At 60.6% G+C, this 14,742-nt stretch carries 15 protein-coding genes; 7 read left to right on the plus strand and 8 right to left on the minus strand.

Going from position 1 to position 14,742, the window contains the following annotated elements; translation table 11 throughout:
- The first annotated feature begins 7 nt into the window (after window positions 1-7).
- Together ACZ5FP_RS04050 and ACZ5FP_RS04055 are read left to right on the plus strand one after the other, a co-directional pair.
- Window positions 8-778 (plus strand): amino acid ABC transporter ATP-binding protein, encoded by a 771-nt coding sequence (locus tag ACZ5FP_RS04050; RefSeq protein WP_223612272.1) that lies wholly within the window; start codon window positions 8-10, stop codon window positions 776-778.
- A 217-nt stretch (window positions 779-995) separates the two neighbouring features.
- Entirely contained in the window at window positions 996-1,793 is a 798-nt protein-coding gene (locus ACZ5FP_RS04055; RefSeq protein ID WP_403169197.1) for an SDR family NAD(P)-dependent oxidoreductase, read from the plus strand.
- A 197-nt stretch (window positions 1,794-1,990) separates the two neighbouring features.
- Here ACZ5FP_RS04055 and xylA read toward each other — a convergent pair whose 3' ends face one another.
- The 3 genes from xylA to ACZ5FP_RS04070 are packed head-to-tail and all read right to left on the minus strand — an operon-like array spanning window position 1,991 to window position 6,021.
- Window positions 1,991-3,301, minus strand: coding sequence for a xylose isomerase (xylA, locus tag ACZ5FP_RS04060; RefSeq protein WP_346305971.1), 1,311 nt, complete (start codon window positions 3,299-3,301; stop codon window positions 1,991-1,993).
- Entirely contained in the window at window positions 3,298-4,752 is a 1,455-nt protein-coding gene (gene xylB / locus ACZ5FP_RS04065) for a xylulokinase (protein ID WP_464662281.1), read from the minus strand. The genes xylA and xylB overlap by 4 nt, the downstream gene beginning before the upstream one ends.
- A 24-nt stretch (window positions 4,753-4,776) precedes the next feature.
- Window positions 4,777-6,021 carry an ROK family transcriptional regulator gene (locus ACZ5FP_RS04070; RefSeq protein ID WP_223612269.1) on the minus strand — a complete coding sequence of 415 codons (1,245 nt, stop codon included), beginning with the start codon at window positions 6,019-6,021 and terminating at the stop codon, window positions 4,777-4,779.
- 214 nt (window positions 6,022-6,235) lie between these two features.
- Here ACZ5FP_RS04070 and xylF point away from each other — a divergent pair, with 214 nt between their 5' ends.
- From xylF to ACZ5FP_RS04095, 5 genes are all read left to right on the plus strand, one after another.
- Window positions 6,236-7,276 carry a D-xylose ABC transporter substrate-binding protein gene (gene xylF, locus ACZ5FP_RS04075; protein WP_223612268.1) on the plus strand — a complete coding sequence of 347 codons (1,041 nt, stop codon included), beginning with the start codon at window positions 6,236-6,238 and terminating at the stop codon, window positions 7,274-7,276.
- Window positions 7,277-7,362: 86 nt separating this feature from the next.
- Window positions 7,363-8,670 (plus strand): sugar ABC transporter permease, encoded by a 1,308-nt coding sequence (locus ACZ5FP_RS04080; RefSeq protein WP_464662283.1) that lies wholly within the window; start codon window positions 7,363-7,365, stop codon window positions 8,668-8,670.
- A 13-nt stretch (window positions 8,671-8,683) separates the two neighbouring features.
- Window positions 8,684-9,463: an ATP-binding cassette domain-containing protein gene (locus tag ACZ5FP_RS04085; RefSeq protein ID WP_464662285.1), complete on the plus strand. Its 780-nt coding sequence runs from the start codon at window positions 8,684-8,686 to the stop codon at window positions 9,461-9,463.
- 138 nt (window positions 9,464-9,601) lie between these two features.
- Window positions 9,602-9,850, plus strand: a complete 249-nt coding sequence (locus ACZ5FP_RS04090; protein WP_464662287.1) for a FitA-like ribbon-helix-helix domain-containing protein — start codon at window positions 9,602-9,604, stop codon at window positions 9,848-9,850.
- A complete protein-coding gene (locus ACZ5FP_RS04095; protein ID WP_464662288.1) occupies window positions 9,847-10,263 on the plus strand; it encodes a PIN domain-containing protein in 417 nt (138 codons plus the stop codon). Before ACZ5FP_RS04090 ends, ACZ5FP_RS04095 begins: the two co-directional genes overlap by 4 nt.
- 79 nt (window positions 10,264-10,342) lie before the next feature.
- Here ACZ5FP_RS04095 and ACZ5FP_RS04100 read toward each other — a convergent pair whose 3' ends face one another.
- The 5 genes from ACZ5FP_RS04100 to murJ all read right to left on the minus strand — a co-directional run bounded on the left by ACZ5FP_RS04100 (window position 10,343) and on the right by murJ (window position 14,708).
- A complete protein-coding gene (locus ACZ5FP_RS04100) occupies window positions 10,343-10,921 on the minus strand; it encodes a NifU family protein (protein WP_223612265.1) in 579 nt (192 codons plus the stop codon).
- Between the two features lie 100 nt (window positions 10,922-11,021).
- On the minus strand, window positions 11,022-11,510 hold the full coding sequence (locus ACZ5FP_RS04105; RefSeq protein WP_464662290.1) for a universal stress protein: 489 nt from the start codon (window positions 11,508-11,510) through the stop codon (window positions 11,022-11,024).
- Window positions 11,511-11,537: 27 nt separating this feature from the next.
- The gene (trpS, locus tag ACZ5FP_RS04110) at window positions 11,538-12,617 is read right to left on the minus strand and encodes a tryptophan--tRNA ligase (RefSeq protein ID WP_223612263.1); all 1,080 of its coding nucleotides are present in this window, start codon (window positions 12,615-12,617) and stop codon (window positions 11,538-11,540) included.
- A gap of 109 nt (window positions 12,618-12,726) precedes the next feature.
- A complete protein-coding gene (locus ACZ5FP_RS04115; protein WP_346305976.1) occupies window positions 12,727-13,113 on the minus strand; it encodes a VOC family protein in 387 nt (128 codons plus the stop codon).
- Window positions 13,110-14,708, minus strand: coding sequence for a murein biosynthesis integral membrane protein MurJ (gene murJ / locus ACZ5FP_RS04120; RefSeq protein WP_464662293.1), 1,599 nt, complete (start codon window positions 14,706-14,708; stop codon window positions 13,110-13,112). Before murJ ends, ACZ5FP_RS04115 begins: the two co-directional genes overlap by 4 nt.
- Window positions 14,709-14,742: the final 34 nt, after the last annotated feature.

Raw genomic sequence — 14,742 nt, forward strand, 5'->3', positions numbered from 1 at the left:
TTCCGGGATGCCAGACAATCTTCTTGAAATCCGCAACCTGCACAAGAGCTATGGCGAGGTGGAAGTCCTCAAAGGCGTCGATTGCAGCATGAAGCAGGGCGATGTCGTCAGCATCATCGGGTCGAGCGGCTCCGGCAAGACCACCATGCTGCGCTGCATCAACATGCTGGAAGAATTCCAGGGCGGGTCGATCAGCATAGACGGTCAGGAGATCGGTTATGAGATGGTCGGCGGCCAGCGCCGGCGCAAGAAGGAGAAGGAAATCGCCCGCCAGCGCGCCCTGACCGGCATGGCTTTCCAGCAGTTCAACCTGTTCCCGCATATGAGTGCCGTTCACAATGTCATGCTTGGCCTGGTCAAGGTGAAGAAGCTGGACAGGGACGAGGCGCGCACCATTGCGCTGAAATGGCTGGATCGTGTCGGCCTGCTCGCCCGTGCCGATCATTTTCCCGGGCAATTGTCCGGTGGCCAGCAGCAGCGTGTCGCCATCGCCCGCGCCATTGCCATGAATCCCCGGTTGATGCTGTTCGACGAAGTCACCTCGGCGCTCGATCCGGAACTGGTGAACGAGGTGCTGCAGGTGATCAAGACACTGGCGCAGGACGGCATGAGCATGCTGCTCGTCACCCACGAGATGCGCTTTGCCTACGAGGTCTCCAACCGGGTGATCTTCATGAACCAGGGGCTTATCGGCGAGGAAGGCAACCCGCGCGACATGTTCCACAAGCCGCAGAGCGAGCGCCTGGCCGAGTTTCTGAAGACGTCGAGTTTTTCCTGAATTTCGCGATGTTTGTTCGCAGGCACACGTCAAAATACCGGCGCGCACAGTTCCCTTTGGGCGGCGCTTGCTCTATGGCACTAGTGGTCCGATTCTGACATTTGCACCCCGTTGATACAGGCCATTCAGGCAAATGTCAGAATCAAAGGACCACTAGCAACTATAAGATTCTAGTGGAACTTTGAATTTGACATTCGCATGCTGCGCGTCATGTCAAATGGGATGCGAATGTCAAATTCGTTCCACTTGCAAACGGAGTTTTCCCATGAGCAGCGATGAAGCACGCAAAGTCCTCGTCTTGACTGGCGCAAGCCGTGGCATCGGCCACGCCACGGTCAAGCGGTTTTCCCGCGCCGGCTGGCGCGTCATCACCTGCTCGCGGCAGGATTTTTCCGATGATTGTCCCTGGCCTGCCGGTCCCGACGATCATATCAAGGTGGATCTCGCCGATCCCGCCGATGTGGATCACGCCGTCCTGGAAATTCGCCAGAGGCTGGAGATCGAAGGCGGCAAGCTGCATGCCCTGATCAACAATGCCGGTATCTCGCCCAAGAATCCGGGCGGTGACCGGCTGGATTCGATCGAGACCCCCATGCACACCTGGTCGACCGTGTTTCAGGTGAATTTCTTCGCACCCATCATGCTGGCGCGCGGCCTGTTCAAGGAATTGGAAGCGGGCAAGGGATCGATTGTCAACGTCACCTCCATCGCCGGAAGCCGTGTGCATCCCTTTGCCGGAACGGCCTATGCGACATCGAAGGCTGCACTGGCATCCCTGACGCGGGAAATGGCCTCGGATTTCGGCCCGCACGGCATACGCGTCAACGCGATCGCGCCGGGCGAGATCGATACGGCGATCCTGTCGCCGGGTACCGACAAGCTGGTGGAACAGCTGCCGCTGCGCCGTCTCGGCAAGACCGCTGAGGTTGCCGAGACGATCTATTTCCTGTGCTCCGAGGCATCGTCCTATGTGACCGGCTCGGAAATCCACATCAATGGCGGCCAGCACGTCTGATGCTTGAAGGGGGGATGGCTGTGAACACCCCCCTCTGTCCTGCCGGACATCTCCCCCACAAGGGGGGAGATCACATCGACATCGACATTTTTACTTGCTTTGCGAGGTCTCAGAACTGGTCGAAGCCGTAATGCAGGCTGATCTCCCCCCTTGTGGGGGAGATGGGCGGTAGCCCAGAGGGGGGTAAAATCTCTCCCTCAAACGTAGCGGTTGACTACGTTCTCCAGATATTCCTGGCGACCGGAGCGCGGCTGCGGCTGGATCTTCTTGTCCTCGACGTGCTTGGCGATATCCTCAAGCGACAGCTTGCCCGACAGCATGGCCTGCGCATCAGGCTTGGCCCAGCCCGCATAGCGCTCCTCGACAAAACCGGTGAGGGCCTTGTCCTCGACCATCTTCGCCGCTGCCTTGAGGCCGCGGGCGCAGGTATCCATGCCGCCGATATGCGCGATCAGCAGGTCCTGCGGATCGAGCGACTGGCGGCGTAGTTTGGAGTCGAAATTGGTGCCGCCCGTGGTGAAACCGCCGGCTTTGAGGATTTCATAATAGGCCAGCGCCACCTCGGGCACGTTGTTGGGAAACTGATCCGTATCCCAGCCGGACTGGTAATCATTGCGGTTCATGTCGATGGAACCGAAAATCCCGAGTGCCGCAGCGGTTGCCAGTTCATGTTCGAAGGAGTGGCCGGCAAGGATGGCGTGGCCCTGTTCGAGATTGACCTTGACCTCGTTCTCCAGGCCAAAGCGCTTGAGGAAGCCATAGACTGTCGCCGCATCGTAGTCGTACTGGTGCTTGGTCGGCTCCTGCGGCTTCGGCTCGATGAGGATCGCGCCCTTGAAGCCGATCTTGTGCTTGTAGTCGACGACGAGGCTGAGGAACCGGCCCATCTGGTCGAGTTCGCGCTTCATGTCGGTGTTGAGCAGGGTCTCGTAGCCTTCGCGGCCGCCCCAGAGCACGTAGTTCTCGCCCTTCAGTTTCTGCGTGACATCGATACAGGTTTTCACCGTCGCGGCCGCATAGGCGAAGACATCGGGATCGGGGTTGGTGGCTGCACCGGCCATGTAGCGCCGGTTGGAGAAAAGATTGGCGGTGCCCCAGAGCAGCTTGGTGCCGGTCTTTTCCATCTTGCCCGCGAAGTAATCTGCAATCTCGTAGAGGCGCTTGTTGCTTTCGGCGAGAGTCTCGCCTTCCGGACGGACGTCGGCGTCGTGGAAGCAGAAATACGGTGCGCCCAGCAGCGAGAACATCTCGAAAGCCACGTCAGCTTTCAGCTTCGCGCCCTGCATCGTGTCATTGAACCACGGGCGTTCGAAGGTCTGGCCGCCGAAGGGATCGCCGCCCGGCCAAGTGAAGGAATGCCAGTAGGCGACCGCAAAGCGCAGGTGGTCTTCCATGCGCTTGCCATTGATCAGCTCTTCGGGATTGTAAAAACGATAGGCAAGCGGATTGGTGCTGTCCGGCCCCTCATATCTGACTGGTTTGATGTCACCAAAAAATCCGCTGCTCATGATTGAACTCCCTTTAATGCTGGATAGAGGTTGTGGTAGCGCCGGTAGGCGATGTCGAAATCGGCGGTGAGCCCCTTGTCGGGCTCGATGGTCTTTTCCGTTGCGGGCTGCGTGCAGATGGCACGGGGATCGGCCTTTTCCGCTGCGATGAGGCCAAGCCTTGCGGCACCGAAGGCTGCGCCGAAATCCCCGTCGGCAGGCACATCGACAGGGATGTCGAGCGCCGTGGCAATGGTTTTCAGCCAGTAAACGGACCGCGAGCCGCCGCCGACGGCGGTCACCCGGTCAAGCCTGGTGCCCGCACTGGCAAGCGCATGCAGGCAATCGCGGAAGGCAAAGGCGACGCCCTCAAGCACTGCTTGTGTCAGGCTCGCCCGGTCGCTGGCATGTTCCAGTCCCTGGAACGAGCCGCGGATGGCGGAATCATTGAGCGGCGTGCGTTCGCCGGAGAGATAAGGCAGGAAGGTGACGCCGGAAGGCGCCCGCAATGTATCGCCCAGCTCATCCGTCAATTCAGCCGGCTTGCGCGCGGTGATGCCGGCATACCAGTTGAGCGCATCGGTGGCGGAGAGGATCACGCCCATCTGGTGCCACGTGTCGGGGAGGGCATGGCAGAAGGTGTGAACGGCACTGGCCGGGTTGGGCAGATAGGCATTGTTGGCGGCAAACAGCACGCCGGATGTGCCGAGCGAGACGAAGGCATGGCCTTCCGCCACGGTGCCCATGCCGCAGGCGGAAGCGGCATTGTCCCCGGCGCCGCCGGCGACAACCACCCCGCTGCCCATGCCCCAACGCGTGGCCAGATCGGTCTTGAGCGTGCCGGAAACCTCGGTTCCCTCGACGAGGGATGGCATGTGGCTCCTGTCGAGTCCGGATGCGCCGAGCAGCTCGTCCGACCAGGCGCGTTTGCCGACATCGAGCCAGGATGTTCCCGCCGCATCGGACATTTCGGAGACGTGTTCGCCGGTCAGCCAGAGCCGCAGATAATCCTTCGGCAGCAGCACCCGCCGCAATCTGGCGAAAATCTCCGGCTCGTTGTTCTTCACCCACATCACTTTCGGCGCAGTAAAGCCGGGAAAAACAATGTTGCCGCTGAGCGCGCGAAAGATCGGGTTGCCGTCGAGTTCGGCCGCTTCCGCATGGCTGCGCGTGTCGTTCCACAGCATGCAGGGCCGGAGCACGCTGTCGTTGCCGTCAAGCAGCGTTGCGCCGTGCATCTGGCCGGACAGGCCGATGCCTCTCACAGCAGCCAGTTCTTTGGGGTGACTGGCCTTCAGCGCGGCAATGGCATCTTCGGTCGCGCGTATCCAGTGCGCGGGGTCCTGCTCGGACCAACCGGAATGCGGCCGCGAAACATCCAGTGTTCCTGTGCCGGAGCCAATGACGGATTGCTTGTCGTCAATCAACAGCGCCTTGACGCCGGATGTGCCTAAATCGAGACCGAGATACATGGAGGATCCTTTGAAATGTGGAGGCTAGATCGCCCGCCGCAGCGGTGCTTCACGCAGATCGCCGGGGGCGAAAAGCTGGGTATCGAGATGCAGCAGGGACGTCATCATGCAACCCTGCAGGATGAGCGGATGCTCGTCGGGATAGCAGCGGATGGTCAGGTCAGGCTTGCCGCCCCAGCCGGTCGTGCCGGATACGATTTCCCGCAGGTCCGCCTCGATGAGGTCGAAGACACCGGCGCCGGGCCCGACAAGCGCGATGGGCACGGGATCGATCAGCGAGAAAAGACTGCGCAGGCCGGAGCCGATGGCCTGTCCCGCCTTGCGGAATGCCGCTCGCTCCGCACCGTCGCGGCTGCGGGCACGGTCGGCCACGGCATTGAAGGAAGCGGCATCGACATCCTGGGCCGGCTGGGCCTGTTCGTCCTCGCCCGCTGTCCGGCGCAGGATGGCATAATCACTGGCATAGGCCTCGATGCAGCCGTGGCGGCCGCAGCGGCAGAGCGCGCCATTGGGGACATGCAGCATATGGCCGAATTCGGCACCCGAAGACTGGACGCCGAGAAACGGCTTGCCCTTGAGATAAAGGCCCATGCCGATGCCGTGCGACAGGAGGATGGCGGCAAAGTCTTCGGCGTAATGTTCCGGATCGGTCCAGCGCAGCGCCTCGGCAATCATGCTGCAATCATTGGCAACGGCAACGCTGACGCCGTAGCGCGCGGAAAGGATTTCGCCGAAGGCCACATTGATGTCGGGCGTGATCGGCGACCAGAGCATGGTCGCGCTGGCGGCATCGGTGACACCCTGCACGCCCATGGAGATATGCATGAGCCTGCCCGCGCTGCCCGGCATGGCGGCGAGCAGGCCGTCAAGCATTTCGCAGATCGCCCGGGTCAGGTCGCCGGCGCTCGCATCGAGCGTCGGGATACGGCGGATTTCCTGCGCGATCACCTGTCCCTTGTAGTCGAACAGCACGGTGTGGGCGAGGTTGAGCGCCAGTTCAACCGTGGCGATTGTCGCGATTTCCGGGTTGAGCGTCAGCGCCACCTGCGGACGGCCGCGGCGGTTGGCCGTGACATCGCCGTCGCGGCTTTCATTGACAATGCCTTCGGCGATGAGGGCCGTGGTGATGGCTGAAACCGTCGATGCGCTGAGGCCGGTCTGGGCCACGATATCGGTGCGCGAGAGGAGATCATGGCCGCGCAATGCGGCCAGGACGAGCCTGCGATTCTGACGCCGGACATCGTCCGGCCGGGCTATCTCATCTACCAACGAACGATCTCCTCCCGAAATCTTTTTTTGATGCGATGCAAAAATATTGTTGCAACGCAATAACTTAGCAGATCAGATTCTATGTTGACATGGAAATGAAATTAAGTCACTATTTTTTTCGAGCCTCGAAATAAAGAGGTTTGGGTGACTGGCCGGAGGTGAAAGGCCTGACATCCGACGGGATCAACGTGCCATGTGCACTGGGAGGATTATCATGAAAAAATACGCAACCGCTCTGGCGGGTGTTGCTCTTGCCGTTTCTTTGGCTGGCCCTGCGCTGGCGAAAGACAAGATCATTGGCGTGTCCTGGTCCAACTTTCAGGAAGAGCGCTGGAAGACAGATGAAGCTGCCATCAAGAAAGCGCTTGAAGCCAATGGCGACAAGTATATTTCGGCCGATGCCCAGTCTTCCGCTTCCAAGCAGCTCACCGACGTTGAAAGCCTGATCGCCCAGGGCGCCAATGCCCTGATCATCCTTGCACAGGATTCGAGCGCCATCGGACCAGCTGTTGAAAAGGCGGTCGCTGAAGGTATTCCGGTCGTCGGCTATGATCGCCTGATCGAAAACAAGGATGCGTTCTACATCACCTTCGACAACAAGGAAGTTGGCCGCATGCAGGCACGCGGTGTCCTGGCTGTGAAGCCGGAAGGCAATTACGCCTTCATCAAGGGCAGCTCGGCCGATCCGAACGCCGATTTCCTCTTCTCCGGCGCGCAGGAAGTTTTGAAGGACGCCATCGCGTCCGGCAAGATCAAGAATGTCGGCGAAGCCTATACGGACGGCTGGCTGCCGGCCAATGCGCAGAAGAACATGGAACAGTTCCTGACCAAGAACGACAACAAGATCGACGCTGTCGTTGCGGCCAATGACGGCACTGCCGGCGGCGCCATCGCTGCCCTGCAGGCCCAGGGGCTTGCCGGTACGGTGCCCGTGTCCGGTCAGGATGCGGATTTCGCCGCCCTGAACCGCATTGCGCTCGGCACCCAGACCGTTTCGGTCTGGAAAGACTCGCGTGAGCTGGGCAAGGAAGCAGCCGGTATTGCTGCGGCACTCGCCGACGGCAAGAAGATGGGCGACATTCCGCATGTGCAGAAGTTTGCCGGCGGTGCGAACAAGGTTGAAGTCAATGCCGTGTTCCTGACGCCCGTTCCGATCACCAAGGACAACCTCAACGTCATTATCGACGCGGGTTGGGTGAAGAAGGACGTTGTCTGCCAGGGCGTCAAGGCCGGTTCGGTCGCAGCCTGCAAGTAAGTCCTGAATAATCTGCTAATATTGAGCGCCGCTGGTCCACTGGATCGGCGGCGTTTTAAAAAGAACCTGAAACTGGGGAGAGACAAATGAGTGATCCGGCAGTCAGTATTGACCGGGCCCGCGCCTCCGAACTTGGCCTTACCGCCCGCTTCTTCAAAGCCACCGAGCTTGATACCCGGCTTCTGGGTATGATCGGTGCGCTGGTTGTCATCTGGATTGCTTTCCAGGTTCTCTCCGGCGGCCAGTTCCTCACACCGCGCAACCTGTGGAATCTTTCCGTGCAGACGTCATCCGTTGCCGTGATGGCGACCGGTATGGTGCTGATCATCGTGACGCGCAACATCGACCTGTCGGTCGGTTCGCTGCTGGGTTTCATCGGCATGATCATGGGCGTCATGCAGACGGAAATGCTGCCGAAACTCATCGGCTTCGAACACCCCGCCACCTGGATCATCACGCTTGGCATTGGCATTGTCGCCGGTGCCGTCATCGGCGGCTTTCAGGGCTTCATCATCGCCTTCCTCGGGGTTCCTGCTTTCATCGTGACGCTCGGCGGCCTGCTCGTCTGGCGCGGTGCAGCCTGGTGGGTCACGTCGGGCCGTACGGTCGCACCGATGGACTCGACCTTCCGCCTGATGGGCGGCGGTCCGGAAGGCTCCATCGGCTCCATGTGGAGCTGGATTCTCGGCATCGCCGCCTGCGTCGCCATCGTGATCATGGTGGCCAACAGCCGCCGCCAGCGTCAGCGTTTCAATTTCCCGCGCCGTCCCGTCTGGGCCGAAGTGTTCATGGCCGCCATCAGTTGCGTCTTGGTGCTCGGGGCCGTCTCGATTGCCAATGCCTATTACTGGCCCATCGGCATCGTGCGCAAATATGCCGATGCCAACAACATCACCATTCCCGACGGCGGCCTGTTCATCTCGCATGGTATTGCCATACCGGTGCTGATTGCCGTGGCAACCGGGATCATCATGACCTTCGTGACCACGCGCACGCGCTTCGGCCGCTATGTCTTCGCCATGGGCGGCAATCCCGAAGCTGCCGATCTCGCCGGTATCAACACGCGCTGGGTCACCATGAAGATCTTCATCATCATGGGCATTCTCTGCGCCATCGCCGGTGCGATCTCCACCGCCCGCCTCAACGCGGCAACCAATGCCCAGGGCACGCTGGACGAGCTTCTGACCATTGCCGCCGCCGTGATTGGCGGAACGTCGCTGGCCGGCGGCGTCGGCACCATCGCCGGTGCGATGATCGGCGCGCTGCTCATGCAGTCGCTGAGCTCGGGCATGGTGCTTCTCGGCCTCGATACGCCGCTGCAGAACATTGTTGTCGGTATCGTCCTGGTGATCGCCGTCTGGCTCGACACCATCTATCGTCGCCGTACCGCGTGAGGGAGGAAAGATCATGAACAGTGCACAGACACCTCTCATCGACATGGACAATATCTCGATCGCATTCGGCGGTATCCGCGCGGTCGACGGTGCGTCCGTCAATCTCTATCCGGGCGAAGTGGTGGCCCTGCTCGGCCATAACGGCGCCGGCAAATCGACGCTGATCAAGATCCTGTCCGGTGCCTACAAGCGCGACAGCGGTACGATCAAGGTCAATGGCGAGGAAGCCTCGATCGGCAATCCGCGCGATGCCAAGGCCTACGGCATCGAGACGATCTACCAGACGCTGGCCCTGGCCGACAATGTCGACACGGCGGCCAATCTCTATCTCGGGCGTGAACTGATGACGCCGTGGGGCACGCTCGATGACGTCGCCATGGAGCACAGCGCGCGCGAGGTGATGGGGCGGCTCAATCCGCGCTTCCAGCGCTTCAAGGATCCGGTCAAGGCCCTGTCCGGCGGGCAGCGGCAGTCCGTCGCCATTGCCCGGGCGATCCTGTTCAATGCGCGCATCCTGATCATGGACGAGCCGACAGCCGCGCTCGGACCACAGGAAACCGCGCAGGTGGGCGAGCTGATCATGCAGCTGAAGAGCGAAGGTATCGGCATCTTCCTGATCAGCCATGACATCCACGATGTCTTTCATCTCGCGGACCGGGTGGCCGTCATGAAAAACGGCCAGGTGGTCGGCACCGCCAAGGTGGGGGATGTCACCGAGGACGAGGTGCTCGGCATGATCATCCTCGGCAAATGCCCGCCCGGCGCCATACCCGGACCCGGCGCCGTGAACTGACAGTTTGTTTGCAAGCGCTTTCGCAACAGCCCCGCCTTGCGGGGCTGTTCGCATTTGGGCGGTTCGACAAATCATTATCTTCATTGAATGCAATGCAATCATTGCTTAATATGTACTCATTGATGAATGGAGATGCCGATGGCCAGCATGACGATCCGGAATCTGGATGAACAGTTGAAGACGCGGCTGCGTGTTCGGGCCGCACAGCACGGAAAGTCCATGGAGGACGAGGCACGCGATATTCTGCGGGCGGCCTTGTCGAAGGAATCAGTTGCGCCAGCCAATCTTGCCGAAGCCATTCACAGCCGCTTCAAGGCATTGGGCGGGGTTGACCTGCCGATGGCACCACGCGAAGCGCCGCGCAACCCTGTGGATTTCAACGAATGATCGTCCTCGATACAAACGTCATTTCGGAAATGATGAAACACGAGCCCGACCCGCGCGTGGCGCAGTGGCTTGCGGAGCAGCCGGTGGTCTCACTGTTCACGACCACGATCACCCAGGCGGAAATTTTGTACGGCCTGTCGCTGCTTTCGGAGGGAAAACGCAAATCCGCGTTGACAGATATGGCCCGGCTGATGTTCAGCGAAGATTTCGCCGGTCGCATCCTGCCATTCGATGGTTCGGCCGCTGCGGCCTACCCTGATATTTTTTCGGAGAGGCGCCGATCCGGCAAGTCGATCAGCCAGTTCGACGCACAGATCGCCGCCATCGTGCACTCCCGGGGAGCGAGGCTGGCGACGCGCAATGTCAAGGATTTTGCCGATTGCGGACTGGAGATTGTCGATCCCTGGCAATGAACGCCGTTGGATGAGGCGTCTCTCGAGATAATAAAAAGGCCGCTTGCGCGGCCTTTGTTCCGGTCAATCTGGAAGTGGTTCAGATCGCTTCGACCTGCTGAACTTCCGGCACGAAATGCTTCAGGAGGTTCTGGATGCCATGCTTCAACGTTGCTGTAGAAGACGGGCAGCCGGAGCAGGCGCCCTTCATGTGCAGGTAAACCGTGCCGTTCTCGAAACCGCGGAAAGTGATATCGCCGCCATCCTGCGCCACGGCAGGGCGCACACGGGTCTCCAGCAGTTCCTTGATCGTGTCGACGATCTCGGTGTCGGCCGTATCGAAAAACTCGCCGTCGCCTTCCAGCTGCGCTGTGGCTGCGACCGATGTGGCGCTCGCCATGACAGGAGCACCGGACATGAAGTGTTCCATGATCGCGCCGAGGATGGCCGGCTTCAGGTGCTGCCATTCCGGGCCTTCGGCCTTGGTGACGGTGACGAAATCATAGCCGAAGAACACACCGGTCACGCCGGGAACGGCAAAAATCTTGGCGGCGAGCAGCGAGGCTTCCGAAGCGGTTGCCGCATCGCGGAAATCCGCCGTGCCTTCCTCAAGCACAACCTTGCCAGGCAGGAATTTCAAGGTCGCCGGGTTGGGCGTTGCTTCGGTCTGGATGAACATGGCGGATATCTCGCGTGTCTAGTTTAGAACAGTTCAAAGGCATATAGGCCTTTCGGCCAGTCTCTTCAAGGCAAGAGTGTATCACGGTTTCAAGATGCAATCATGTGATTGCGTCAATATCCTCGTTCGAGAGATTATAGGGTACGACGGTGACGGGAATCGAGAAGGATTCGCGCCCGGCCAAAGTCTGGACCAGCGGGCCTGGTCCCTCCTTGCCGGAACCTGCCGCCAGAACCAGAATGGCGATATCCTGGTCTTCCTCGATGAGCTTCTGGATCTGTTCGGCGGTAATGCCTTCGCGCACCACAAGCTCGGATTCGATATTGATGGTTTCCCGCACCGAAGCGGCAAACTTGCTCAGCGTCGAATGTGCCCGTTCCTCGGCTTCCGCCCGCATGATCTGTTCGACCCCCAGAAACTGCTGGAAGTCGGCGGAGTCGATGACAAACAGCAGGACCAGCACGCCGTTCGTGGTCTTGGCGCGGCGCGAGGCATAGGCAACCGCCCGCTCGCATTCCGGCGTTTCGTCGATCACCGCCAGGAACTTGCGGCGGTGCCCTGCTTCACGGCTGAGACGTCTTGATACCATCTGTTCAACCTGCCCTGCCTGTTGAGACTAATCCTGAAGGAATCCGACAATATCACGCACATTGCGCATCGTCTTCTCCGCCAATATAGCTGCACGCTCGCCGCCATTTTTCAGTACGGAATCGATATAGGCGGTATCGGCGGAAAGGCGGCGCATCTCGCTGGCAATCGGCGCAAGCTTTGCCACCGCCAGATCAGCCAGCGCCGGCTTGAACACGGAGAACTGCTGGCCGCCGAAATCGCGGATGACGCCTGCCTTGTCCGTATCGGTCAGGGCGGCATAGATGCCGACGAGATTGTCGGCTTCCGGGCGATCGTTCAGGCCCTCGATATCCGATGGCAAAGGCTCGGAATCCGTCTTCGCCTTGCGGATCTTCTTCGAAATCGTGTCCTCGTCATCGGTCAGGTTGATGCGCGACAGGTCTGATGGATCGGATTTCGACATCTTCTTCGTGCCGTCGCGCAGGCTCATCACCCGCGCAGCCGGACCGCCGATGACCGGTTCGGTCAGCGGGAAAAAGCTCTGGATCGTTTCATCGCCGGACTGGGTCTCGATGCCGAGGCCGAGTTCCGCAATGCGATCGGAGAAGTCCGTGTTGAATTTCTGGGCGATGTCGCGTGTCAGCTCCAGATGCTGCTTCTGGTCTTCGCCGACGGGCACATGGGTGGCGCGGTAGACAAGGATATCGGCCGCCATCAGGTTGGGGTAGGCGAAGAGGCCGACCGAGGCGTTCTCGCGGTCCTTGCCTGCCTTGTCCTTGAACTGGGTCATGCGGTTCAGCCAGCCCATGCGCGCGATGCAATTGAACACCCAGGCAAGCTCTGCATGCTGGCGCACGCGGCTCTGGTTGAAGACAATATGCTTCTCGGCATCAATGCCGGCGGCGAGGAACGCGGCGGTTACTTCGCGCGTGTTGCGCTGCAGCTCGGCCGGACCGCCCCAGACGGAAACCGCCTGCGTGATGGCGTGCTGGTCGACCACGCAGTAGATGCAATTGTTGTTTTCCTGCAAGGCAACCCAACGCCGCACCGCTCCCAGATAGTTGCCGAGATGCAGATTACCGGTTGGCTGGACACCGGAAAAGACGAGCGGCTCAAACGTGCTCATGAACAGTCCTTGATCGTTCGGGGACCGGGCCGTTCCGGCCCGGTGGCAATGGAGAGGAGGTTTTGGCAGAGCAGGGCGCTCTATTCAAGCCCTATCGGGACCGCACGAGCTATTTGAGCTGCAGAAGATCCCACGTGTTGCCGTAAAGGTCTTCAAACACCGCAACGCTGCCATAGGCTTCATGGCGCGGTTCCTCGAGAAAATGCACGCCGCTTTTCACCATCGCCGCGTGGTCTGTGGTGAAGTCATCCGTATGGAGAAACAGCGCGACCCGCCCGCCCGTCTGATTGCCGATGCTGGCGGTTTGCGCATCGTCATCGGCCTGTGCCAGCAGGATTTTTGCTCCATCCTTTTCAGGTGCGACAACAACCCAGCGCTTCGTCGGCGACAGGGCGGTATCGCCGACCAGCGAAAAGCCGAGCACCCCGGTGTACCAGGCAATCGCCTCGTCATAATCGCGGACGACCAGGGTGACCATACCGATATGCCGGCTCATGCCGCAGGGCCCTCCGGCGGCACAACCGGTGCTTTGGCGCCGCGTTTCACATTGCGGCGGATCATGCTGAAACTGGCGCCGCCGGTTGCGAAGGCCAGGATGAAATAGACAACCATCGACAGCATGATCAGGCCGAAGACCACGGGCGCCTGGATATGCACCGGCGTATGGGAGGCAAGATAGGGCTTGGCCCAATGGATGGCGTAATACAGGGCAACAGCCATGGCCGCCGCCGAAAAGATCAGGCGTGGAATGCGGGTAAGCAGCGGAATGTCGCGGCCCCAATGCCCGCGCCACACCAGCGTTGCGAAGAGGAGAATGGCATTGACCCACCCGGCCGTCACTTCGGCCGTAGCAATGCCGGTTTCGGCCATCAGCGGAAACAGCGTCAGCGCCATGCTGACATTGATAACAACGGAAACCGCTGCATAGATCATCGGTGTCTTGGTGTCTTCGCGGGCGAAGAAGCCGGGAATGAAAGCCTTGATCAGCACGAAGGCGGGCAGGCCAAGGCCGTAGACCGCGAGAATATTGGACACGCGCCGCGTCGATTCGGCGGTGAATTCACCGCGCTCGAGCAGCAGGCGGATGATCGGCTCGGACATGACAAGCAGCGCCGCCGCTGCCGGCAGCGTCAGAAACAGGATGAACTCCACCGACCGGTTCTGCAGACTGCCGGCTTCCCTGTGGTTGCCGGAGCGCAATGCACGGGCAAGCTCGGGCAGCAGCACCGTTGCAACGGCAATACCCACCACGCCGAGGGGCAGCTGATAGACGCGGTCGGCATTGGCGAGCGACGTCACCGCGCCCTCCTTGCCGGAAGCGATGTTCGTGTTCACCAGAAGGTTGATCTGGGTGATGCCGCCGGTGATGGCGGCGGGCAGGGCCAGCACCAAGAGGCGCCGCACATTCGGCGTGAAGTGCGGCAGCCGGAAGCCGATGGAAATGCCGGCATTGCGCACGGCAAACCAGACGATGGCCAGTTGCACCAGTCCCGCCGCCATGACGCCCCAGGAGAGGCCATAGCCGATCGTGATGCCGTCATGGCCCTTGTACCAGGCATAGGCGAGCACGCCGATCAGGATCACGTTGAGGAAAACCGGAGCGACGGCAGCGGCAAAATAGCGGTGCAGCGAGTTCAGCATGCCGCTCATCATCGCCGCCAGCGACATGCAGGCCAGATAGGGAAACATGATGATCGCCATCGACACCGTATTGCCGAACTTGGTCGGATCGTCGAGGAAGCCAGGCGCGATCACCGTGCGCACGATCAGCGGCATCGACAGTTCCATCAGAATGGTTAGCGCCATCAGCACGGTGAACAGGACGCCGAACACCTCCTCGGAGAAGCGCTTTGCCCCATCCATGCCGTTCGCCTCGATCTCCTTGGCAAACAGCGGGACGAAGGCCGCGTTGAACGCGCCCTCGGCAAACAGGCGGCGGAAGGTGTTGGGGAAACGGAAGGCGGCATTGAAGGCATCGGCGACGGGGCCGGTGCCAAGCGCCGCTGCCATCAGCATTTCACGCGTCAGCCCGAAGACACGGCTCATCAGGGTGCCGGAGGCCACCGTCGCGAATTTTTTGACCAGACTCATATCTGTTCCAGATTCCGAATAAACATGGGTGCTG

The sequence above is a fragment of the Phyllobacterium sp. T2-21 genome (assembly GCF_055378485.1).